The sequence below is a fragment of the Streptomyces sp. NPDC007162 genome, from assembly GCF_040634175.1.
Lineage (GTDB): Bacteria > Actinomycetota > Actinomycetes > Streptomycetales > Streptomycetaceae > Streptomyces.
The window spans coordinates 1-22,744 of the sequence record NZ_JBEYFC010000101.1 but is presented as its reverse complement, the minus strand read 5'-3'; the positions used below and the strand labels follow the sequence as shown (position 1 = coordinate 22,744).

At 73.1% G+C, this 22,744-nt stretch carries 14 protein-coding genes and 1 riboswitch; of the genes, 7 read left to right on the top strand and 7 right to left on the bottom strand.

Going from position 1 to position 22,744, the window contains the following annotated elements:
• The first annotated feature begins 282 nt into the window (after positions 1-282).
• A riboswitch (cyclic di-AMP (ydaO/yuaA leader) is annotated at positions 283-444 on the top strand.
• 7 nt (positions 445-451) lie between these two features.
• Both ABZ646_RS15045 and ABZ646_RS15040 read left to right on the top strand, forming a co-directional pair.
• Positions 452-1,483 carry a M23 family metallopeptidase gene (locus ABZ646_RS15045; RefSeq protein WP_360518032.1) on the top strand — a complete coding sequence of 344 codons (1,032 nt, stop codon included), beginning with the start codon at positions 452-454 and terminating at the stop codon, positions 1,481-1,483.
• Between the two features lie 94 nt (positions 1,484-1,577).
• Positions 1,578-2,540: an aldo/keto reductase gene (locus ABZ646_RS15040; RefSeq protein ID WP_360518029.1), complete on the top strand. Its 963-nt coding sequence runs from the start codon at positions 1,578-1,580 to the stop codon at positions 2,538-2,540.
• Between the two features lie 73 nt (positions 2,541-2,613).
• Here the strand turns inward: ABZ646_RS15040 and ABZ646_RS15035 are convergent, their stop codons facing one another.
• The 4 genes from ABZ646_RS15035 to ABZ646_RS15020 all read right to left on the bottom strand — a co-directional run bounded on the left by ABZ646_RS15035 (position 2,614) and on the right by ABZ646_RS15020 (position 7,697).
• Positions 2,614-3,927 carry a PrsW family intramembrane metalloprotease gene (locus tag ABZ646_RS15035; RefSeq protein WP_360518026.1) on the bottom strand — a complete coding sequence of 438 codons (1,314 nt, stop codon included), beginning with the start codon at positions 3,925-3,927 and terminating at the stop codon, positions 2,614-2,616.
• Positions 3,928-3,937: 10 nt separating this feature from the next.
• The gene (gene trmB, locus ABZ646_RS15030) at positions 3,938-4,819 is read right to left on the bottom strand and encodes a tRNA (guanosine(46)-N7)-methyltransferase TrmB (protein ID WP_360518023.1); all 882 of its coding nucleotides are present in this window, start codon (positions 4,817-4,819) and stop codon (positions 3,938-3,940) included.
• A gap of 53 nt (positions 4,820-4,872) precedes the next feature.
• A complete protein-coding gene (gene lhgO / locus ABZ646_RS15025; RefSeq protein ID WP_360518020.1) occupies positions 4,873-6,093 on the bottom strand; it encodes an L-2-hydroxyglutarate oxidase in 1,221 nt (406 codons plus the stop codon).
• Between the two features lie 179 nt (positions 6,094-6,272).
• The gene (locus tag ABZ646_RS15020) at positions 6,273-7,697 is read right to left on the bottom strand and encodes an MFS transporter (protein WP_360518017.1); all 1,425 of its coding nucleotides are present in this window, start codon (positions 7,695-7,697) and stop codon (positions 6,273-6,275) included.
• Positions 7,698-8,423: 726 nt separating this feature from the next.
• Between ABZ646_RS15020 and ABZ646_RS15015 the strand changes: the two genes are divergently transcribed.
• Both ABZ646_RS15015 and ABZ646_RS15010 read left to right on the top strand, forming a co-directional pair.
• Positions 8,424-10,502: an asparagine synthase-related protein gene (locus tag ABZ646_RS15015; RefSeq protein ID WP_360518014.1), complete on the top strand. Its 2,079-nt coding sequence runs from the start codon at positions 8,424-8,426 to the stop codon at positions 10,500-10,502.
• A gap of 63 nt (positions 10,503-10,565) precedes the next feature.
• Complete coding sequence (locus ABZ646_RS15010) at positions 10,566-13,904, top strand: BTAD domain-containing putative transcriptional regulator (protein WP_360518011.1); 3,339 nt, start codon at positions 10,566-10,568, stop codon at positions 13,902-13,904.
• Here ABZ646_RS15010 and ABZ646_RS15005 read toward each other — a convergent pair.
• Positions 13,891-15,789, bottom strand: coding sequence for a sigma-70 family RNA polymerase sigma factor (locus ABZ646_RS15005; protein ID WP_360518008.1), 1,899 nt, complete (start codon positions 15,787-15,789; stop codon positions 13,891-13,893). The genes ABZ646_RS15010 and ABZ646_RS15005 overlap by 14 nt on opposite strands.
• Before the next feature lie 224 nt (positions 15,790-16,013).
• On the bottom strand, positions 16,014-16,787 hold the full coding sequence (locus ABZ646_RS15000; protein WP_360518005.1) for a helix-turn-helix domain-containing protein: 774 nt from the start codon (positions 16,785-16,787) through the stop codon (positions 16,014-16,016).
• Positions 16,788-17,159: 372 nt separating this feature from the next.
• Here ABZ646_RS15000 and ABZ646_RS14995 point away from each other — a divergent pair, with 372 nt between their 5' ends.
• On the top strand, positions 17,160-18,539 hold the full coding sequence (locus ABZ646_RS14995; RefSeq protein WP_360518002.1) for an NAD(P)/FAD-dependent oxidoreductase: 1,380 nt from the start codon (positions 17,160-17,162) through the stop codon (positions 18,537-18,539).
• Positions 18,540-18,723: 184 nt separating this feature from the next.
• Positions 18,724-20,370 carry a SpoIIE family protein phosphatase gene (locus ABZ646_RS14990; protein ID WP_360517999.1) on the top strand — a complete coding sequence of 549 codons (1,647 nt, stop codon included), beginning with the start codon at positions 18,724-18,726 and terminating at the stop codon, positions 20,368-20,370.
• A gap of 71 nt (positions 20,371-20,441) precedes the next feature.
• On the opposite strand, the gene ABZ646_RS14985 is transcribed toward ABZ646_RS14990, so the two are convergent.
• Positions 20,442-21,701, bottom strand: coding sequence for an MFS transporter (locus ABZ646_RS14985; protein WP_360518035.1), 1,260 nt, complete (start codon positions 21,699-21,701; stop codon positions 20,442-20,444).
• Positions 21,702-21,853: 152 nt separating this feature from the next.
• Here ABZ646_RS14985 and ABZ646_RS14980 point away from each other — a divergent pair, with 152 nt between their 5' ends.
• Positions 21,854-22,402 (top strand): MarR family transcriptional regulator, encoded by a 549-nt coding sequence (locus ABZ646_RS14980; protein ID WP_360517996.1) that lies wholly within the window; start codon positions 21,854-21,856, stop codon positions 22,400-22,402.
• Positions 22,403-22,744 lie beyond the last annotated feature (342 nt).

Sequence of the window (22,744 nt, the reverse complement as noted above, 5' to 3'; positions counted from 1 at the left end):
GGTAGCTCGCTGGGCTCATAACCCAGAGGTCGCAGGTTCAAATCCTGTCCCCGCTACTGAAACTCAGGGCCGGAATCCAGATCATGGATTCCGGCCCTGAGGCGTGTCCGGACGCGAATTTCTCGAAAGTGTGGTCGACTCGACCGTTTTGTCCGGTTACGGCAGGTAAGTCCAAGCTGTTGAAGCGTAATGATCAAGGCGAATGGCTTGGAATCTTACTGCCGGGTCTATTAACGTTCGATAACGCAGCGCGGTCGTCCCAGCCGTCACCCGAGATGGCTCCGTGCGCACGCGCCGAATCCCGTCAAGGGAACCGGGGAACCACCACCTTGGGGTGAATCGCACGGCTGCCGCCGAATACGAATCGGTCGGTATACGCGCGTAGGAGACCTTCCCGCTCCGAACCCGTCAGCTAACCCGGTAGGCGGCGGAAGGAAAGGAGTGCGCCCGCGTGGCGTCCAACCGGCCTGCTCCGACAGCCCCGTTCGTGCCCAGCCAGCGTCAGCCCGACACCTTCGGTTACGGCACCTACCGCACCGACGAGGGGCCCTGGGAGGAGTGGAACCCCACCGAGGAGTCCCTCGCCCCCGAGCGCGGCCGGCACCGGATCGCCAAGCAGCGCGGCGGCGGCCTCGCCCGCAGCTCCACGGTCCTCGGCGTCGGCGTCATCGCCGCCGTCGGCGCCGGCGGCATGGCCAGCGCCAACACCGGCCATCCGCCGGTCTCCATCTCCCTGCCGGACCTGCCCTCCGTCGACTCCCTGCTGGGCGACGGGGGCGGCCACCACGCCACGCAGACGGCGCTGAGCAGCGTCACCACGACGGCCGCCACGGACGGGGACACCTCGTCCGACGCCGGCGAGGCGCTGCGCAGCCGCATCATCGCCCAGGCCGAGCGGCAGCAGAACCAGCTGGACACCAAGGCCGGCGCCAAGGCCGTGGCCGCCGCCGACAAGGCGGTCGCCGCCGTCGAGGCCAAGGCGGAGCAGGCCGCGGCCGCCAAGGCGGGCGACGCCAAGGAGAAGGCGGTGGCCGCCGCCAAGCAGAAGGCCGAGCAGGTCCGGATCGCGGCCCTGGCCAAGCAGTACACGCTGCCGGTGGTGTCGTACACGATCACCGGCACCTTCGGCCAGGCCGGCTCCATGTGGTCCTCCGGCTACCACACCGGCCTCGACTTCGCCGCCCCCACCGGCACGCTGATCAAGGCCGTCCACGGCGGCACGATCACCGAGGCGGGCTGGGCCGGCTCCTACGGCTACCGCACGATCCTCACCCTGGACGACGGCACCGAGCTGTGGTTCTGCCACCAGTCGTCGATCGGCGTCAAGGTCGGCCAGAAGGTCGCCACCGGCGACGTCATCGGCCGCGTGGGCGCCACCGGCAACGTCACCGGCCCGCACCTCCACCTCGAGGTCCACCCCGGCGGCCAGGCCACCGGCATCGACCCGATGACCTGGCTGCGCGGCAAGGGCCTCAACCCCTGACGCACCCCCACCGGCCACCGGCGGGCCGTCCGCTTTTACGAGAACTTCGTAGTGCGCGGGATGGCCCGCCTGCCGTGCCGCGTTGGAATGGAGCATGACTGCTTCTTCCGCTTCCCCTGTCCTCCGCAAGCTCGGCGCCTCCGACCTGGAGGTCTTTCCGCTCGCCCTCGGTGGCAACGTCTTCGGCTGGACCGCCGACGAGGCCACCTCCTTCGCCGTCCTCGACGCGTACACGGCCGCGGGCGGCAACTTCGTCGACACCGCCGACTCCTACTCCGCCTGGATCGAGGGCAACAAGGGCGGCGAGTCCGAGACGATCATCGGCAAGTGGCTCAGGGCGCGCGGCAACCGCGACGACGTGGTCGTCGCGACGAAGGTCAGCCAGCACCCCGAGTACGAGGGTCTGTCGGCCGCCAACATCAAGGCCGCCGCCGACGCGTCCCTGCGCCGCCTCGACACCGACCACATCGACCTCTACTACACCCACTTCGACAAGCCCGAGGTGCCGGTCGAGGAGATCATCGGGGCGCTGGACGAGCTGGTCCGGGCCGGCAAGGTCCGGCACATCGCCGCGTCCAACATCAGCGCCGAGCGGCTCCAGGAGTCCCTGGACTTCTCCGACCGCGAGGGCCTGGCCCGCTACGTCGCCCTCCAGCCGCACTACAACCTGGTCTCCCGCGACACCTATGAGGGCTCCCTCCGGGACCTCGCCTCCCGCACCGGCCTGGCCGCGGTCCCGTACTTCGCCCTCGCCTCCGGTTTCCTCACCGGCAAGTACCGCCCCGGCACGACGGTCGACAGCGCCCGGGCGGGCCGGGCCGCCCAGTACCTGGAGTCCGAGCGCGGCCAGCGGGTCCTGGTGGCCCTGGACGAGATCGCCGAGGCCCACGCGGCCCCCGTCCCGGCGGTCGCCCTGGCCTGGCTGGCGGCCCAGCCCACCGTCACGGCCCCCATCGCCTCGGCCCGCACGGTGGAACAGCTCCCGGCCCTCCTGGCGGTGGCGGATCTGACTCTCACGGAGGAGGAACTGCGGAAGCTGACGAGGGCTTCGGCCTGACGGCGACGGCGACGGCGACGGCGACGGGGCGGGGGCGAGCCGGTGCCCCGGCTGCTCTCCGCCCCCCGGGCGCCTACGACCGGTACGGGTTGTAGGACGCGGACGGCACCGTCGCGCCGTACCACGCCGGTGCCCCGGGGACCGGCGTGACCGGATAGCCGTAGCCGGTGCCCGCCGTGCGGGCCGCGTACTCCAGCGCGGGGCGGGCGAGTTCCCGTCGGCTCCACAGCTCGGTCAGCAGTTCCCGTTCCCTTACGACGAAGTCGGCCCCCGCCCGCCCCCGCTGCCCCCGGCGCCGCAGCAGCGCGAGCGTCGTCGCGTACTCCTCGTACTCCGCGACCGCCCGCCCCGCGGGCTTCCCGAAGTGGTACGCGGCGTACTCCCGGGCCATCTGCCGGGCCCGCATCGACCCGAGCACGAACGGCTCGGCCGCCCCCAGCCAGCCCGCGTACACGTACGCCGGCAGCTCCTCCCGCACCGTCCGCAGCTCCCGCTGCCGCGTCCACACCGCCAGCCAGGTCAGCAGCCCGAACACCGGCATCATGAACATGCCGTACACGGCGAAGAACCCGAACTGCCCGAAGGTCGAGGACCCGTTCCACAGCGCGTGCATGCTCATCGCGAGCAGCAGCCCGGACACCGGCACCAGCACGCGCCGCGCCCGCTGCCGTTCGCCCGAGAGCGCGGCGATCCCGAAGCCGATCCCGGTGAGGACGGTGAACAGGGGGTGCGCGAAGGGCGACATGACGATGCGCACGAAGAAGGTGGCGGCGGTGACGGAGGCGATCCCGCGGTCACCGGTCAGCTGGTCGGTCCCGAAGGCCGTACCGAGGTAGAGGATGTTCTCGGTGAACGCGAACCCCGTGGCGGTGACCCCGGCTATCACCACCCCGTCGACGATCCCGGTGAAGTCCCGTCTGCGGAAGAGGAAGACCAGCAGCACGGCCGCGGCCTTCGCGGACTCCTCGACGATCGGCGCTATCACGGTCGCCCCCAGCGTGTCCGCGCCGCTCGGATCCGCGGTCGCCGTCGCTATCCAGCGGGTCGCGAAGCTGTTGGCGACGATGGCTATCAACGCGGCCGCGCAGGCACCCCAGGCGAAGGCGAACAGCACGTTGCGCCAGGGGCCGGGCTGGACGCGGTCGAGCCACCGGAAGGCGCCCACGAGCAGCGGTACGGGCAGTACGGCGAGTCCCAGTCCGACGAGGAACCCCTCGGTCCCCGTCTGTTCCCGCACCAGCGCGAGGATGACGAGCCCGGAGACGGCCAGCAACGTGCCCAGCGCCCCGTACCGCACCCAACGCCGCTGCCACCAGCGGGGATGCCGCAGCCCTTCGTCGGCGGGATGCGGAGGGTACGGCGGGTACTGCGGCGGATAGGTGGCCACGGCATCGACCCTAACGAGGTGACTCCAGTCGGTGCTGCTCGCTCGGCCGCACCCGATGCTGTACGCGACGGAAGAGCAGATCGTTCACCACATGTCCCTTGTCCAGTCCCTGACCCTCGAAACGGGTCAGCGGCCGGTACGGCGGACGTGCCGCGAAACCGCCGTCGGCCTGCGTGTTCTCGAAGTCGGGGTGCGCTTCGAGCACTTCGAGCATCTGCTCGGCGTACGGCTCCCAGTCCGTCGCGCAGTGCACGGTCGCCCCCGGCTTCAGCCGGGTCGCGGCGAGGTCGAGGAACTCGGGCTGGATCAGCCGCCGCTTGTGGTGCCGCTTCTTCGGCCACGGGTCGGGGAAGTAGACGCGCAGCCCGTCGAGCGAGTCGGGCCCGAGCATCTCCCGGAGCAGGATGATCGCGTCGCCGTTCCCGACCCGGACGTTGGACAGCCCCTGCTGGTCGGCGAGGTTGAGCAGGTTGCCCTGCCCCGGCGTGTGCACGTCCACGGCGAGGAGGTTGACGCCCTGGTTCTCGGCGGCCATCTGCGCGGTGGCCTCGCCCATCCCGAACCCGATCTCCAGCACCACCGGGTTGCCGTTGCCGAACAGCTCGTCGAGGTCGATGACCCGCTGCCCGTCGATGTCCAGTCCCCACTTGGGCCACAACCGCTGGAGCGCGTCTGCCTGCCCGGCGGTCACCCTGCTGCGGCGCGGCTGGAAGCTGCGGATCCGCCGCTCGAAGTGGGATCCGGCGGGATCGGCCCTGGGTCCGTCCGGGAACCGCGGCTCCCCCTTGGACCGGGTGTGCCGGACGGGCACCCCGGGGGTGTGGTGGGAGCCGGCGCCGGGGACGGTCCCGGCGGGCTGCGGGGCTTCGGGGGCATTGAGCGAGTCAGACACAGTGCATCCGATTTTACGGCCCGCACCCGCCGTGGACGGGCCCCGTGCCGGAGTCACACCGAACCCAGCATCTCCAGCGCCCGCCGTGCCACCTCCCGCCCGATCGGCAGCGAGGCCGTCGCCGCGGGCGAGGGCGCGTTCAGCACGTGCACCGCGCGTGGCCCCTCCTTGATCAGGAAGTCGTCGACGAGGGTCCCGTCCCGCAGCACGGCCTGCGCCCGCACCCCGGCCGCCGCCGGCACCAGGTCCCCCTCGTCCACGGCGGGCAGCAGCCGCCGTACGGCCTTGGTGAACGCCTTCTTCGACACCGACCGGCGCAGTTCCCCGCCCCCGTACCGCCAGTGCCGGCGCGCCAGCGTCCACGACCCCGGCCAGGCCAGTGTCCCGGCGACCTCCCGGGGCCGGACGACGCCCCAGCCGTACCCCTCGCGGGCCAGCGCCGGCACCGCGTTGGGCCCGATGTGGACGCCTCCGTCGATCCCGCGCGTGAGGTGCACCCCGAGGAACGGGAAGGCCGGGTCCGGCACCGGGTACACCAGCCCCCGCACCAGCTCCGGCCGCGCCAGCTCGTAGTACTCGCCGCGGAACGGCACGATCCGCATGCCCGGCTCGTCACCGGTCAGCCGCGCGAGCTCGTCGCAGTACAGCCCGGCACAGTTCACCAGCACGCGCGCGCGTACGACGTCGCCGCGCGAGGTGAGCACGGCCACGCCCCGCTCCGGCCGCCGGTCCACCCGGACGACCCGGGCGCCGTACCGGATGTCGGCCCCCGAAGCCGCGCCGAGCCGGCGCGCGACGCCCACGAAGTCGCACACCCCGGTGGTCCCCACGTGTATGGCCGCCAGCCCCCGCACCTCGGGTTCGTACTCGCCGATCTGGGCGGCCCCCAGTTCGCGCACCGGTATCCCGTTCTCCCGGCCGCGCTGGACGAGCCCGTGCAGCCGGGGCAGCTCGGCCCGCTCGGTGGCGACGATCAGCTTGCCGGTGACGGCGTGCGCGATGCCGTACTCCGCGCAGAACTTGACCATCTCGGCGGCGCCCTCGACCGCGTACCGGGCCTTCAGCGACCCGGGCCGGTAGTAGATCCCGCTGTGGATGACCCCGCTGTTCCGCCCGGTCTGGTGCCGGGCGGCCCCGGCCTCCTTCTCCAGCACGGTGACCCGGGTCCCGGGCGCGGCCCGGGTGATCGCGTACGCGGTGGACAGCCCGACGATCCCCCCACCGACGACGAGCACGTCACAGTCGTAAGCAATCCCGGCACGCACCTGCACCACCTCCCACGTCGATAGTGCACTGCGCCACTGACAGCCACTCCAAACGCACGGTGGTGAAGCGCCCTGTAAGGGGCGCAGGGGGTACCCCCGGCCGAAGGCCGGGGGAGGAACTGCGCGACCAGCCCCCACACACCCGCACCCGCCTGATCACCTGAACCCGGCTGACGACTGGGCGACTCTCACGCCGGCGCCATCAACAACGGCCGAGCCCGTTCGCGCAGCTCCACCACCCGCGGCTCGTCCCCGTACGGTTCCAGCCGGTGCAACAGATCCTTCACGTACTCGGTGGTCCGCGCCGACGAGATCCGCCCCGCCACCTCCACGGCCCGCACCCCCTGCTCGCACGCGGCGTCGAGGTTCCCGGACTCCAGTTCGGCCACGGCGGACACGACCAGCCGCAGCCCGTGCGACCGCACGAACTCCTCCGTCGGCTTGGACAGCGCCTGCTCCGTGAACCTCCGCACCTGGCGCGGTGCCTTCAGGTCCCGGTAGCACTCGGCGGCGTCGGCGGCGAATCGGTCGTAGCCGTAGAAACCGAGCCAGGAGGGATCGTTGTCCCCCTCCCGCGCCCGTTCCAGCCACCCCTCCGCGGCCTTCAGCGCGGCCCCCGCGGCCGGGGCGTCGCCCGCGCGCGCGTGGGCCCGCGCCTCGACCAGCCGGAAGAAGCTCATGGTCCGCGCGGTCGCCAGCCCCCGGTTGCGTTCGACGGCGGCCTGCGCGAGGTCGACGCCCTCGTCGCCGAACCCGCGGTACGTCGCCTGCAACGACATCGATGCCAGCACATACCCGCCGAGCGGTACGTCCGCGGCCGCGCGGGCGAGCCGCAGGGCCTGGATGTAGTACCGCTGCGCGGCCTCCTGCTGACCGGTGTCGAAAGCCATCCACCCGGCCAGCCGCGTCAGCTCGGCACTCGCCCCGAACAACGCCCGCCCGACCTCGTCGGAGTACGCGCCGAGCAGCAGCGGTGCCGCCTCCACCCGTAAACACTCCGGCACCATCGAAGAACGCCAGTCTCCGCCGCCGTACTTGGAGTCCCAGCGCCTGGCGTCCTCGGCGGCCTCCCGCAGCTTCTGCACGTCGCTGTGGCCGACTTTGAGCGGTGCGCCCGCACCCTCGGCGCCGATCGCCTCGCGCGCGACCGAACTGTCGGCGGGGGTTATCAGCCAGCGCGAGGCGGGCGTTGCGTATGCGCTCACTGCGAACGACCCGGCCAGCGACTGCCAGATGCCACCGGTGCCGGCCCGGCGGCCGGCCAGGTCGAGGCGGTACAGCTCCGTGGCGGACCGCACCGCCTGTCCGACGTCCCTGGGAAAGGCGAGGCCCACTTCGGGCGCGGGATCCGCGTCCGCCAGGCCGATCTCGTGGAGCGGCACCGGGCGGCCGAGCTTCTGGCCGATCGCGGCGGCGATGAGGTGCGGCGCGGCGCCCTGCGGCACCATGCCTTTCGACACCCAGCGCGCCACCGACGTCTTGTCGTAGCGAAGAGTCAACCCGCGTTGCGCGCCAAGATCGTTGACGCGTCGCGCGAGTCCTGCGTTGCTGATTCCCGCGAGGGCGAGAACGGCGCCGAGCTTTTCGTTCGGCCCGCGTTGCTCCCTGGACATGCGCCACCCCTCGACACAGACGGCTGCCGCGCTGGCATAACCACGCGGCATTCGTAAACCCAGCGTAGTTCGCCGCATCCCAAGCGTTAAGGGGCATTGTTCCGGATGGCGGGATTGTGGTCCGTACGCGAGTGCGGCCCATATACGCACCGTGCACGGCCTGTCGCGCCGTGCCCCCGCCGTGTGGCCGTGCGCCCGCCCGTGCGCTCTTCTCCGGCCATGGGGGGAGCGGTTCCATGGTTTCTGCGTGGGTCGGCCCGCTGTACTGGATCCAGCGGGCTGGGGGACACCGCCACCTTCATCCCCGCGGGTGGCGGACCGGTCCGGGAGGCGATGCCCGCCTCCCGGACTGTGCGTGTCCCGACACGCGCGCGTGCGGTGCGCAAAGCATGTACGGAGCGTGCGCAAGCCCACGCGGCCTTCGCCGATTTGGCTGAAAATCGACCCTGCCCTTCGCGGGCGATCAACGCTCCTACCATGGGAATTGAGGGCGCGAAGGGCGTTCTGGGGGAGCGTACAGGGGGCGCATTCGCGTCGCAGTTCCCTTGCGCCATACGGCGGTTCGCCTCTTCCGCGGCATTCACGTGTGCCCTCTCCTGCGGCAACTCCGCGATGTCCGCCGGGGATCAAAGGCACCCCCACCGTCCCTACGAAGCGCGTCCTTCATGGCAGCATGGGGACCCGGTTCGTACCGTGCATGGTTGTCCACAGCCTGTGGAGGCGTCGATGCGGTGGTTGGTGGGATGGAGCAGCACCGCCTCCGGTGCCGCCACGATCGGCTCCGCCGGCGCCATGGGATACGACGGCGAGACCGTCCACCCGGTCGGCTCCATGCTGCTGTGGGGCGACCCGGACCCGCTCTGGGCGGTCGGTGACTGGCGCCCCGACGAGGTCCGGGTGATCAAGGCCGACGCGCAGAACCGCATCGCCGTCCTGGGCACCTGCGGCGCCACCGACGAGGAGCTGCGTCTCGGCCTCTTCACGGCGCGCGGGGGCGCACTCCGGCATCTGACCGCCTGGCCCGGCAGCTACACGGCCGTCGTCCAGGTCGGCCGCCGGATCACCGTCTGCGGCGACCTCGCGGGCGCCCGCCCGGTCTTCCACAGCTCCTGGGCCGGTGGTACGGCCTACGCCACGGCCGCGCTGCCGCTCGCCGACCTCATCGAGGCCAACCTCGACTACGGCCACCTCGCCGCGCTCCTCGCCGCCCCCGACGTACCGGCCGCGCTGCACGACTCCACCCCGTACGAGGGCGTACGGCGCATTCCGCCGGGGCATGCGCTGATCCTGCGCACCGGGGCGCGCGAGGTCGCGGGATACGAGCAGGTCGCCTCGCTGGCCGTCGCGGCACCCTCCGCCGACCCCGACAGCGCGGTGGACGCGGTACGGGACGCGCTCGTAGAAGCCGTACGCGCGCGGCTGTCGGCGCCCCGGCACGTCCCGGACATCGACCCCGGTCCGGTCCCCGGAATGGGCCCCGCCGAGCGGCGGGCGGCCCGCGGGATGCCGGTTCCCGGCATCGGCGCGGACCTGTCCGGCGGCCCGGCGTCCGGGACCCTCGCGCTGCTCGCCGCCGGGCTGCCCGGCATGCCCGGCACCGTTCTCGGCCACGGCACGGGCGCCGGCGAACGCCTCCTCGCCGTCACCTTCAACGACCTCGCCGTGGCCGGCCGCGAGTCGGAGGTCGAACGGGCCGGAACCCTGGCGGCCAACCCGCGTCTGCACCACGTGGTGGTGACCGGCGGCGAGGAGATCCTCCCGTACGCCGACCTGGAGGGCCCCCTCACCGACGAGCCCGGGCCGTCCCTGATCTCCGCGGCCCGGCACCGCGCCCGGCTCGCCGCGGGCAGCGCCGACCACTTCACCGGCTACGGCGCCCGCCAGGTCCTGGACGCGCACCCTGCCCGCCTCGCCGACCTCCTGATGGACCGCAAGCGGCGCCACCTGGTCCGCCCGGTGGCCGCGCTCGCCAAGGCCGACGGCTCGGTGATGGTCCCCGCGCGCGTGTACGGCGCGGCGCGCAAACTGGCGCGTACGCCGTACCGCGCGGGCATCGAGTCCCTCGCCGAGCGCCTGCTCAGACGCCGCTTCGACGACCCCGGGGGCGCCGTCGGCGCGTCCCTGGCGGCGCTCACCTGGGCCAGACCCGGCCCCGCGGCGCGCTGGCTGACGGGGGAGGCACTGGCAGAAGTATCGGTTCTGCTCCAGGGCTCGGCGAACCGCTCCGGCGTCGGCCCCGGGCAACGTCCCGGGGACTACCGCGCGCGTGCGGTACTGGCCCGGCACGCGGCCGACATCCGGGTGCTGGAACAGGCCGTCGAGATCCGCTCCCAGCGGCTGCACGCGCCCTTCCTCGACAACCAGGTGGTCCGCGCCTGCCGCGCCCTCCCCGAAGCGCTGCGCGTCCAGCCGGGCGCCCGCGCGGCCATCCTCCGCACGGTCCTGGAGGGCGCCGGCGTCACCGACCTCCCGCCGGGCTGGGGCGCCCCCTCGCACGCGTCCTCGGCGGCGGCCACCCGCACGGGGCTGCGGGTGGCGGTCGACGAGCTGATCGACCTCTTCTCCACGCCGTTGCTGGCGCAGGCGGGGCTGGTGGAGGCGCGCGTGGTCCGCAAGGCGCTGCGCGCGGCGGCGGCGGGTGAGCCGCTGCCGCTGGACGGGCTGGCCGACCTGGTCTCCCTGGAGCTGTGGCTCCGCCGGCTCCTCTCCCGCCGGGGCACCTGCTGGACCGGCACCCCGGCACGCGCGCGTGCGGTGCCCGCGGGGATCCGGCCGATGCGGGGAGCGCTGGCCGCGGGGACGTGACCTCCCAGCACCCCGCATCCGAAACCCCGTGCCCCGTCTCCCCGCCCCGGCGACAATGAGCCGGTGCGGTACCGAATTCTGGGCGTGGCCCAAGCCAGCGACGACCAGGGCGTCCCCGTACCCGTCGGCGGCCCCCGCCTCCGGGCCCTGCTCACCGCACTCGCCCTCTACCCGACCCGCACCCTCACTCCGGAAACCCTCATCGGCGAGATCTGGGCGGCTGACCACGCCCCGCCCCAGGACGCCCCGGCCGCCCTCCAGGCCCTCGTCGGACGCCTCCGCAGGGCGCTGGGCAGGAACAGCATCGCCTCCACCCCCGGCGGCTACCGGCTGGCCGCCACCGCGGACGACATCGACCTGCACGTCTTCGAGCGGCGGGTACGCGAGGGCACGGAAGCCCTGGCCGCCGGCGATCCCGCGACGGCCCACCGCGTCCTCACCGAGGCCCTCGCCCTGTGGCACGGCCCCGCCCTCGCCGACCTGCCGGACCGCGCGACGGCCGCCGCCCGCCCGGAAGCACTCCGCCTGGAGGCCGCCCGCGCCCGCGCCGACGCCGCCCTCCGCCTCGGCCGTGCCCTCGACGCCGTACCGGAGCTGACCGGGCTGACCACGGCCCACCCGTACGACGAACCGCTGCACGCCCTCCTCGTCCGCGCCCTGCGCGACACCGGCCGCCCGGCGGAAGCCCTCGCCGCCTACGAGACCGCCCGCCGCACCCTCGCCGAAGGCCTCGGCACCGACCCCGGCAAGGAACTCCGGTCCCTGCACGCCTCGTTGCTGACACCGGAGCCGGCCCCGCTCCCCGCACCCCCGCCGCGCACCGGCAACCTCCGTCCGCGGCTTACCTCTTTCGTGGGCCGGGAACCCGAACTCGAAGCCGTTCGTTCCGAATTGCACAGGGCCCGTCTCGTCACTCTCACCGGACCGGGCGGCTCCGGAAAGACCCGTCTCGCCGAGGAGGCCGCCGCCGGGCTCCCGCAGGCCTGGCTGGCCGAGCTCGCCCCGCTCGACCGGCCGGAGGCGGTGCCAGGCGCGGTGGTCAGTGCGCTCGGTCTGCGCGAGACCGTGCTCATGACCAACGAACTGGCGACCCCGCAGACCGACCCCACGGCCCTGCTCGTCGAGTACTGCGCCCGGCGCAGCCAGCTCCTGATCCTTGACAACTGCGAACACGTCATCGAAGCGGCGGCCGTCCTCGCCGAGACCCTGCTCACCCACTGCCCGGGGCTCACGATCCTCGCCACCAGCCGGGAACCCCTGGGCGTCCCGGGTGAGTCGGTGCGCCCGGTCGAGCCCCTCACCCCCGAGCAGGCCCACCGCCTCTTCGAGGAGCGCGCCGCCGCCGTCCGTCCCGGCGCCGCCGCCGAGCCCGGCCACGCGGCGGCGGTCGACGAGATCTGCCGACGCCTGGACGGACTGCCCCTCGCCATCGAGCTCGCGGCGGCCCGGCTGCGGCTGCTGACGCCCCGGCAGATCGCGGACCGCCTCGACGACCGCTTCCGGCTGCTCACCTCCGGCAGCCGCACGGTGCTGCCCCGCCAGCAGACCCTGCGCGCGGTCGTCGACTGGTCCTGGGACCTGCTCGACGAGCGGGAGCGGACGGTCCTGTGCGAGGCGTCCGTCTTCGCCGGCGGCTGGGACCTCGCGGCGGCGGAGGCGGTGTGCACCGGCCCCGCGGCCGAGCTGATCGGGGCACTCGTCGACAAGTCCCTGATCGTCGCCACTCCCGACGCACCGGACGCTTCCGACGCGCGGGACGCGTCGCGGGCACCCTACGGCGCCGCCGACGGCAGCGGAGGCATGCGCTACCGCATGCTGGAGACCATCCACGAGTACGCCGTCGAGCGGGCCGCGGAGCTGCCTGGCCTGCGCGCCGCGGCCGAGCGGCGGCACCGGGCGTGGGTGTGCGCGCTGGTGGCGGAGGCCGAGCCGAAACTGCGCTCCGGGGAGCAACTCCCTTGGATCCGCCGTCTGGAGACCGACCTGGACAACATCCGCGCCGCCCTCGGCCACGCGTTGCGCGCGGGCGACGAGGCTCAGGCGGGCGCGATCGTCATGGCCGTCTGCTGGTTCTGGTGGCTGCGCAACTTCCGCCAGGAGGCGATGGCCTCGGTGCGTGCGGTGCTGTGCCTGGGCGTCGCCCGGGACACCCTGCCCAAGGACGCGGGACCGGACGAACTGAGGGCGTTCGCCGACACGGCCGACCCGATCGGCGCACTGCTGGCCACCACCGAGGACGCCGAGGCCGAGCACCCGCTGCAGGAGCTGCGCATGGACCTGCGGCTGTTCCACCTCTTCCTGATGTCCGAGTCCGGCCCCACGGACTTCCTGACCGACGAGCGCATCCGGCCGTACCTCGCCCGGGTACGGGCCGCCTACGAGCGCGGGGGGCCACGGGCCGCGCGGCTGCCCGGCCTCATCTGGCCGCTGACGGCCTGGTACCTGGGCGGCCCGGCGGACATCGGCCCCGACCTGACCGCCGTCGTCGCCAACTGCCGGGTCCACGGCGGGGACTGGGAGGTCGGGGTCACCCTGATGTACCGCACCCATGTCCGGGTCGACTCACCGGGCAATCTGCGGGGCGTCGACGAGGACCTGGCCGAGCTGCGGGTCCTCAGCCGGCGGGTCGGGGACCGCTGGATGCGGGCGCAGGTGTGCAGCGCGGCAGGCGAGGCCGACATGGCGCGCGGCCGGTTCGTCCAGGCGGCGGGCGAGTACGAGGAGGCGCTGCAGCTCGCCCACGAGGTGGGCGCGTACGCCGAGACGCCGTTCCTGCTCGCGCGGCTCGCCGAGAACGCCTTCCGGGCCGGCGACCGGGCGGGTGCCCGCACCGTCCTGGACCGGGCGGACGAGGCCTCCGGACGGTACGGGGTGGCCGAGACGAAGGCCTACGTGGCGCTGCTGCGGGCGCAGCTCGCCCTCCACGACGAGGACCTGCCCGGGGCGCTCCAGCACTTCGCGGTCGCCCGCGCGGCCATCGCGCAGGGCACCCCGCCCCCGCAGTTCACAGCGGCGTTCCGAGCGGTGGAGGCCCTGCTCGTGGCGATGGAGCACGGCCCGGCCCGGGGGCTGCCGATCGTGGCCGACGCGCTGCGCGAGGCGGCGGCACAGCGGTGCGCCGAGGTGATCACGGCCGCCCTCGCGGACACCGCCGCCGACCTGCTGGCCCGGCTCGGCGATCTGGCGGGCGCGGTACGGCTGTTCGCGGCCGCCGACCACTGGCGTGACGGAGGCCCACGGCCGGAACCGGAGCGTGGCCGCGCCGAGGAGGTCGACGCGGCCGCCCGCACGGTGCTGACCCCGCGGCGCTACGCGGCCGAGCGCTCGCGCGGCGCGTCCCTCACCGAGGAGGACGCCGCGCGCGAGCTGGACAGGACCCCGACAGGCCTCAGCGGCAGGTGAACGTGGACTCGGCCCAGTCGGCGAGCGCGAGCGCGTCGAAGGCGCCGTTCTGCGGCTCGACCACCAGGCGGACGGTGCTGCGGCCGGTGAGGTCCACATGGACGGGTACGGCGGTCTGGCCGCCCTCGACCGTTCCGGACCGCCACAGCCGCACCCCGTCCCCGTAGACGGCGAAGGAGACCTTGCCGAGGCCGAGGGTCAGGTCGTCGACGCCGGCCATCGCGTCGTAGGCGGTGCACCGCCGGTTCAGGTCGATGGTGACCGAGGAGGAGCCGTGCACGGTGACGCCGTGCGCGTACTCCTTGCCGGCGACCGTCACGCCGTGGCGCTGCCACACCCAGCTGCTCTCGCCGAGCCGCATCTCGGGCCGGGTGCCGTCGCCGGTGACGTCGAAGCGCAGTTCGCTCCACTGGTAGACGACCGGGGCGGGCGGCGGCGTGGGCGCCGGGGGAGGCGTGGGGGTCGGTCGCGGGCTCGGGGTGGGCGCCGGGGTGGGAGTCGGGGTGGGAGTCGGGGTGGGGGCCGGCTTCGGGCGCGGGCTCGGGCTCGGTGCCGGTCTCGGGGGCGGGGTGGGGGCGGGCGTCGGTGCCGGGGTCTGCTCGGGGGCGAGGACCACGGGCTCGGGTGCGGGCTTCCGCTTCGGCGGGGCGGGGGACGGGGTCCCGGGCCGGACGACCGGTGCGGACGGGGCGGGGCGGGCGATCTCCTTCGCCGGGTGGCCGTCGTTCGTCAGGGCGAGGGCGACCGCGGCGATCGCCGCGGCGAGCACGCCGGCGGCGATACCGGCCTTCACCGGCGCCCCCAGGCCCTCCGCGGCCGCGGCCCCGCCGCCCGCTCCGCCGCCGGACGAACCGCTTGCCGCGGCGGCCGCACCCGCGGCCCCCGCTCCGGCGCCACCGGCGACGATCCCGAGCGCCTTGGCGTACCCGGCGGCCCCGAACCAGCCGATGACCGCGACCGGTACGACGGCCGGGATACCGGCGGCGACCTCCTCGATCTGGACGGCGGCCAGCCGGCACCTGGCGCACTCCTCCAGATGCTTGCGCAGTCCCCGCTCCGCGCGGATGCGCAGCTTTCCGCGGGCGTAGCCGCCGAGTTGGTCGGCGTAGCGGGCGCACTCCTCGTCGTCGACGAGGGAGGCGCTGACATGGGCCTGGAGGTAGGCCTGCTTCAGCCCTTCGCGGGCCCGGCTGGCGAGCACCCGGGTGCCGTTGGCGTCGAGTCCGAAGAGGGTGGCCACCTCGCTCGGCGACTCGTCCTCGACCTCGGTGTGCCACAGCACGGCCTGCCAGCGCTCGGGCAGCGAACGGAAGGCCCGCATGGCCATCGACTGCTCGGCCTCGTGCATCGCGCGGACGTCGGCACCGGGGTCGAGCGTGTCGCCGTGGGACACCGCGGAGCCGTGCGCGGCCTGCGCCGCGAACACCGCGAAGTCGTCGACGAGCTGCTCACGCCGGGCCGCCCTGATCCACTGGGCCGCGACCCGCCGTACGGAGGTGAGCAGATAGGCGCGCACGGCGTGTTCGGGCCCGTGCCCGCCGCGCACGGCCTGCAGCATCCGGGCGAACACCTCGGCGGTCAGGTCGTCGGCGGTGTGGCCGTCCCGGCAGCAGCCGCGCGCGTACCGCCGTACCGCGTCGGCGTGCCGCCGGTACAGCTCCGCGTACGCCGAGTCGTCGCCGCCCCGCATCCGCTCGATCAGCAGACCGTCGGCGGGCGGCAGCTCCCGGGGCGGCGGCAGCACACTCCCGTCGCGCTGTGCCGGAACGTTCCCCTCCGGCGGCGGCCCGGGGGTGGGGGCAGCGGACCGCCCGCCCTGGCTGGGCACCTGGGGCGCGGCTGTCTCGTCCCCGACGGACGCGTCGTCCCACCCGTCAACGCTCATCGCGGACGCCCCCGATGCCTGCCCGAACCGACCGAATCACCGGGTCAGACTCCCACACGGGCTTTCGTCCGGGCCCCCGCGGAACGGACGCACCACTCGTCCGAGCGCACTTGCCGGCGCGGCGGACCGACGATCACCCATGTGAGGGGAGACCGACGACGGGCGCGCTCCGCAGGGACGCGCGGCGGTAGCCGACCGGCGGCCACCGCCGCGTGGGCGCACCGTCAGGACCGCGACCGCAACCCCTCCAGCAGGATGTCCAGCAACCGGGCCGAAGCCGCCGCCTGCTGGGCCGCGTCCGGCAGGGACGGCGCCGCCGTGGCGATCACCAGCAGCACGTCGGAGACGGAGACGTCCGGCCGCAACTCACCGGCCGCCCGCGCCCGGTCCACCAGCCGCCCCACCACTTCGAGCAGCGCGGCGGCACCCGCGTCGCCGACGCCGCCGGCCACCGGTTCCTCCGCCACCAGCCGCAACTCCGCGGCCCCCGGCTGGGTCCGCTGCTGCGGCACCCGGGTCTCCTCGGTCCCGGCGTCGGCGCTCGAGGCCCCGACCTCCTCCGGCACCCCGACCCGCAGCACCTGCGGCGGCAGCAGCCGCCCCGCGCCCGACGCCACCGACGTGCGCAGGAAGCGCGCCAGCGCCGACCACGGCTCGTCCTCCTGCCCGAGGGCGGCCCGCGCCTGGTCGGTCAGCCGGGAAGTCTCCTCCTCGGCTATCCGCCGGACCAGCACGTCCTTGCTCGGGAAGCGCCGGTACACCGTCCCGACCCCGACCCGGGCCCGCCGCGCCACGTCCTCCATCGGCGCGCCGTAGCCCAGTTCGCCGAAGACCTCGCGCGCCGCCCGCAGCACGTGTTCCAGATTGCGCTGTGCGTCCACCCGCAGCGGCGTCGTGCGCGGCCCGTCACCGCGTCCGTTGCCCACCGCCGCGCTCACCGTTCCGCCGCCGGACGCGAGGGCGGAAGCCGATGACCAATGTGTGTCCTGAATATGCATCTGTGTTCCCCCGGTTAATGACGTCTCCCCCCGGAGACTCTCCCCGCACTGATAGCCGGAGCGAGCGGAACCGACGCCGGGCGGACCGCCCGGCGTGGGCCGTTCGGCCATATCCCCCACACTCCGACGACACACGAACATAGTTGAGAGGCTGTCAATTCAGAAGGGGGACGTTCCGCACGGAGCGCCCCCCGATCGGAGTACGAGTCGTCTACGTCCCGATTCGACGCCTTCGCGCCCCCTCGTCCGCCCCCACTGACCTGGCCCCTTTCGTCCGGTGCGGAGGGCGCGCCGGACGCCCCGCACAGCCGCCCGCCGGTCACACAAATTGCCGGGGCTGTGGACAAACAAGAGTCACGGGTGCGTCATGGGATGGTGAAGGAACGTGCGCGCATTCTCGTTGTCGGCGGCGGCTACGTCGGGATGTACACGGCCCTGCGGCTGCAACGGAAACTGAAGCGGGAGCTCAGCCGAGGTGAGGTCGACATCACTGTCGTCGCTCCCGACCCCTATATGACGTATCAGCCGTTTCTTCCCGAGGCGGCCGCGGGTTCGATTTCCCCTCGTCACGTCGTCGTACCCCTGCGGCGCGTCCTGGACCGGTGCCATGTCGTCATAGGCGAGGTGACGTCCGTCGAACACGCCGAGCGGACCGCCGCCGTCACCACGCTCGCCACCGCGGAGGAGCGAAAAGGCGCCACTTTTCTGGAGTACGACGAACTGGTGCTCGCCCCCGGCTCCATCGCGCGCACGCTGCCCATCCCCGGTCTCGCCGAGCACGGCATCGGCTTCAAGACCGTCGAGGAGGCCATCGGCCTGCGCAACCACGTCATCGAGCAGATGGACATCGCCTCCTCCACCCGTGACCCCGCGGTCCGCGACGCCGCCCTCACCTTCGTCTTCGTCGGCGGCGGCTACGCGGGCGTGGAGGCGCTCGGCGAACTGGAGGACATGGCCCGCTACACCGCGCGGTACTACCACAACATCCAGCCCGAGGACATGAAGTGGATCCTGGTCGAGGCCACCGACCGGATCCTCCCCGAGGTCGGCCACGAACTCGGCCGCTACACCATCACCGAACTGCGCCGCCGCAACATCCAGGTACTGCTCCACACCCGCCTGGAATCCTGCGCCGACCGCGTCGCCGTGCTCAGTGACGGCCAGCGCTTCCCGACCCGCACGCTCGTCTGGACGGCCGGCGTCAGACCGAACCCTCTGCTTGCCGCCACCGACCTGCCGTGCACCCCGCGCGGGCGGCTCAAATGCACCGCCGAACTGACGATCGACGGCGTCGACCACGCATGGGCCGCGGGCGACGCCGCCGCCGTCCCCGACGTCACCGCCGCCGAACCCGGCACCGAGACCGCGCCCAACGCCCAGCACGCGGTCCGCCAGGCCAAGGTCCTCGGCGACAACATCGCGCACGCCCTGCGCGGTGAACCCCTCGACACCTACGAGCACGCCTACGTCGGCTCGGTCGCCTCCCTCGGCCTGCACAAAGGAGTCGCCCAGGTCTACGGGCGCAAGCTGAAGGGCTACCCTGCCTGGTTCATGCACCGCGTCTACCACCTGAGCAGGGTGCCCACCGTGAACCGCAAGGCCCGCGTGCTCGCCGAATGGACCCTCTCCGGGCTCTTCAAACGGGAGATCGTCTCGCTCGGATCACTCGAACATCCCCGAGCGGAGTTCGAACTCGCGGCCGGTGGAAAGCCTCCTCACAGTCCCTCCGACGACTCGAACGGGTCGTCCTGACGGAACTGAGGAACTCCACGGTCCGCCCCGGCGTCTGACGGATGTCGCCGCCGACGGCCACCCTGCCAGACTGCCCTGCGACCGAGCACAAGGCTTCTCCCCAGAACTGCACCGGGGGACCTCCCCCGGACTCCCCGGCCGCTCCCGTCAGCCGGCCGGAGACGACGACACGAGGCAAGGATTCGTGAACTTCACGCGCTGGAGCGCCCGGCTCCCCGGAACGCAGCGCCGCGCCGCAGCGCGGACCGAGCACGCGGTCCCCCCGGACCGACGGGGAGAAGGCTCCGTGCCGGCTGCCCGCGCCGAACAACTGACCGACGACCCGCCCTGTGTGCCCGCCGTCGACGAACTGCCCGCCCGCGACGTCCTCGACCACGTCCCGGCCCTGGTCGCCCTCGTCCACGGCCCCGACCACCACATCGCCTACGTCAACGACGCCTATACGACGGCCTTCGGTGCGAGACCCCAGGGCGTCCCCGCCCGCGAGGCCCTCCCCGAACTCGCCGAACTCGGTCTCCTGCCGCTCCTCGACCAGGTGCTGCGCAGCGGCAAGCCCCGCACCCTCAAGTCCCGCAAGGCCCTCGACGGCCGCACCTACACGTTCACCTGCACCCCCGTCGCCGAGAACGACGACCGCGACGGCGGTGTCCTGCTCTTCGCCACCGACGTCACCGACCACGCGGAAGCGGCGGAGCGACTGCGCGCCAGCGAACGCAGCCAGCGCGAGACGGCCGTGACCCTCCAGCGCAGCCTGCTCCCGCAGGAACTCGAACAGCCGGACGACCTGCGCATCGCCGCCACCTACCAGCCCGGCGGCACCGAAGCCGCGGTCGGCGGCGACTGGTACGACGTCATCACCCTCGGCGGCGGCCGCACAGCCCTCGTCATCGGCGACGTCATGGGCCGCGGCGTCCGCGCGGCGGCCGTGATGGGCCAGCTCCGTACGGCCGTCCGTGCCTACGCCCGCCTGGACCTCCCCCCGCACGAGGTACTCCAGCTCCTCGACGGCCTCGCCACCGAGATCGACCCCAACCAGATCGCCACCTGCGTCTACGCCGTCCACGACCCGAACGAGGGCAGGCTGGTGTACGCCTCCGCCGGCCACCTCCCGATCCTCGTCCGCGACGAGAACGGGACCGTGCTGCGCACCGACGAGCCGACCGGCCCGCCGCTGGGCACCGGCGGCTGGGTGCACACCTCGGGCTCGGTCCCGCTGGGCCCCGGTTCCACGGCCGTCCTCTACACGGACGGGCTGGTGGAACGCCGCAACGAGGACCTGGACGAGGGGATCGCGGCGCTGGAACGCGCGCTGGCGGGGGCCACCGGCACCCCGCAGGTCGTCTGCGACCGCCTGGTCCGCTCCGCCGGTGTCACGGCGGACCACGACGACGACGTCGCCGTCCTGGTCCTCCAGCACCCGGCCCGCACCGGCCCGGACGGCGAGCTGTTCCGCAACGCCGCGCTGGAACTGCTCGGCGGTATCGAGGCCGCGCCCCGTGCGCGGGCGTTCGCCTCCGGCGTGCTGACCAGCTGGCGTTTCCCGGCCGACCTCCACGACCTGGGCGTCCTCGCCACCAGCGAACTGGTCGCCAACTCCCTGCAGCACGGCACCCCGCCCATGCGGCTGCGGCTCCGCCGCACCGACCGCCGACTGATCATCGAGGTCACGGACGGCGACGACCACCTGCCCCGGCGCCGCCGCGCGGAACCGGGGGACGAGGCAGGGCGCGGGATCGCGATCGTGGCGACGATCGCGTCCGGCTGGGGGTCTCGGCGGACGCCCGGGGGCGGGAAGGCGGTGTGGTGCGAGTTCGTGCTGCCGAAGGGGTAGCGCCGTAGCGGTGCGGCCCGTGTGCTTCGGCTGCGGGCGGGTGGGAGTACCTCAGACGCCCACGCCCACGCCTACGCGGACACGGACTCCGAAGCTGCGCCGCCCCGGGCCACGACCCTGCTCCTCGCGGCGAGCCAAGGGTGGTCCTGGGCCGTCGTCAGCCTCTTCCCGAGCCGTATCGCCAGGACACTGATCCCCAGGGAGAACAGCAGGAACGTCACGATGTACGGGGTGGGCAGCGCTGCTCCCAGCGGGCCGCCCACTGCCGGGCCGACGGCCAGGGCGAGCTGCTTCACCAGGGCGAACGCCGAGTTGTACTGGCCGGCCATCCCGGTCGGCGCGAGGTCCGCCACCAGCGGCGCCACCGTCGGCGACAGCATGGCCTCACCCAGCCCGAACAGCGCGTACGTCGACACGAACGCGGCCGTCGCCATCTCCTTGCTGCCGTGCCCCAGCCCCGCGTACCCGGCCACGACCCACGCCACGGCCCAGATCAGCCCGACCCCGGCGATCACTCGCGACCGCCGCCGACGCTCGACGAACTTGAGCACGGCGAACTGGGCGACGACGATCATCAACGTGTTCGCGGCCAGCGCGGTCCCCAGCGCGGACGTCGATATCCCCGCGGCCTCGACGCCGTACGCGCTCAGCCCCGACTCGAACTGTCCGTAGCACGCGAAGAACAGCACGAAGCCCAGCACGGACAGCTGCACCATGGCCCGGTTCTCCAGCAGCTGCCGCCAGCCGCCCTTGGCGGCAGCGGCCGGCGCGTCCGCGATCCGCGGCGAGTGGGGCGTGCGCACCGTCGACATCACCACGGCCAGCAGCACGAACATCGCCGCCTCGATCGCGAACAGCAGCGTGAACGACGAGACGCGGGTCGTGTCGACGAGATGGCCGCCGATGAGACCACCGACGCCCAGCCCCAGGTTCTGCAGGAAGAACTGCGTCGCGAAGGCACGCGACCGCGTCTCCGCCGACGAGCACTCCACGATCATCGTCGCCAGCGCGGGCTGCATGACCGCCTGTCCCGCCCCGAGCAGCGCGGCGGCGCCCAGCACCGCCGCCGCGTTCCCCGCCAGGCCGAGGCTCAGCGCTCCTGCGGCGGCCGTGACCAGGGCGGCGAGAAGGACCGGAAGTGGACCGCGCCGCACGATCGCCCGGCCGGCGAACGGCAACACGATCAGCGCGGCCACGGCGAAGACGGCGAGCACGAGCCCCGCCGTCATGGCGCCGAGTCCCCGCACCTGCGCCACGTAGACGTACAGGTAGGGGACGGTGAAGCCGAGCCCGAACGCGCTGAGTGCGTTGCCCACGTGGATCCGGCGCATCGCTGCGCCCATCGCCCTGGTCACGTTCACCTCTCTCAGGTAGTTAAGTCAACGGACTGCTGAAGCCTGAAGACTTAGAAGCTAAAGTTCGAAGCTAAAGACTACATCTCGAAGGACTTCAACGCCAAGCCTGGCCGTGCGATACTGCGGCCATGGCCGACACCCCCGGCGCCGGCGAGCCGACACTCGACGAACAGATCGCCGCCTACCAGCGCGAGTTCCAGGACCTCGACCCGCAGGTCGAGCAGGTCGTCTCGGCGCTGTCCCGGCTCAACCGCCGGATGAACGTGGCCTACGGCCGCCAGACCGCGGCCCTCGGCATCAGCAACGCGGAGTGGGAGGTCCTCAAGGCCCTCGTCCTCTCCGGGGACCCCTACCGCATGGGCCCCAGCGAACTGGCCAAGCGCCTCGGCCTGACCCCGGCCGCGATGACGCACCGAATCGACCGGATGGTCACCGAGGGCCTCGTCACCCGGGAGAGGGACGAGAACAACCGCGTTCGGGTGATCGTCGAGCTGACTCCCGAGGGCCGCGAGAAGTGGCTGGAGGCGATGCGGCTCGCCACCGTCTTCGAGGAGGACCTGCTCCAGGACCTCTCCGCGGCGGAGCGTGCGGTGCTCGGCGAGGTCCTCACCAGGCTGTTGCGCCGCGTGGAGCACGCCCAGCCCGACGCCGGCGGTCGGCTTTCGGACCTGGACTAAAAGATCTTGACAGAGGGTGCTTGACACGCCCCTGGCCGATCCGTAGAGTTCTTCGGGTTGCCGCGGAGCCGGAACGGTTCTTCGACAGCACCTCAGCCGCCCCGAGCGGCACAACAAACCACAGCACGATCTCCTGACGGGATTGTTTTCGGCATGCCCGAATTCAATTCGAATAGGGTCGGCGGCCCCGATTGGGAATCGCCGAGCGGATCCGCTAAGGTTTGAGACGTCGGAACGGCCCAACAGCCGGGATGACAACCCCCTCTGACGGGGAATCAGGGCCGAAAGGATCTGATAGAGTCGGAACCGCCGGAAAGGGAAACGCGAGAGCGGGAACCTGGA

Bases quoted from the DNA above. Each gene is read 5' to 3' on its own strand.
- ABZ646_RS15005 (WP_360518008.1), bottom strand. From the start codon at position 15,789: ATGAGCGTTGACGGGTGGGACGACGCGTCCGTCGGGGACGAGACAGCC.
- ABZ646_RS14980 (WP_360517996.1), top strand. From the start codon at position 21,854: ATGGCCGACACCCCCGGCGCCGGCGAGCCGACACTCGACGAACAGATC.
- ABZ646_RS15000 (WP_360518005.1), bottom strand. From the start codon at position 16,787: ATGCATATTCAGGACACACATTGGTCATCGGCTTCCGCCCTCGCGTCC.
- ABZ646_RS15040 (WP_360518029.1), top strand. From the start codon at position 1,578: ATGACTGCTTCTTCCGCTTCCCCTGTCCTCCGCAAGCTCGGCGCCTCC.
- ABZ646_RS15020 (WP_360518017.1), bottom strand. From the start codon at position 7,697: ATGTCCAGGGAGCAACGCGGGCCGAACGAAAAGCTCGGCGCCGTTCTC.
- ABZ646_RS14995 (WP_360518002.1), top strand. From the start codon at position 17,160: ATGGTGAAGGAACGTGCGCGCATTCTCGTTGTCGGCGGCGGCTACGTC.
- ABZ646_RS14985 (WP_360518035.1), bottom strand. From the start codon at position 21,701: ATGCGCCGGATCCACGTGGGCAACGCACTCAGCGCGTTCGGGCTCGGC.
- ABZ646_RS15015 (WP_360518014.1), top strand. From the start codon at position 8,424: ATGCGGTGGTTGGTGGGATGGAGCAGCACCGCCTCCGGTGCCGCCACG.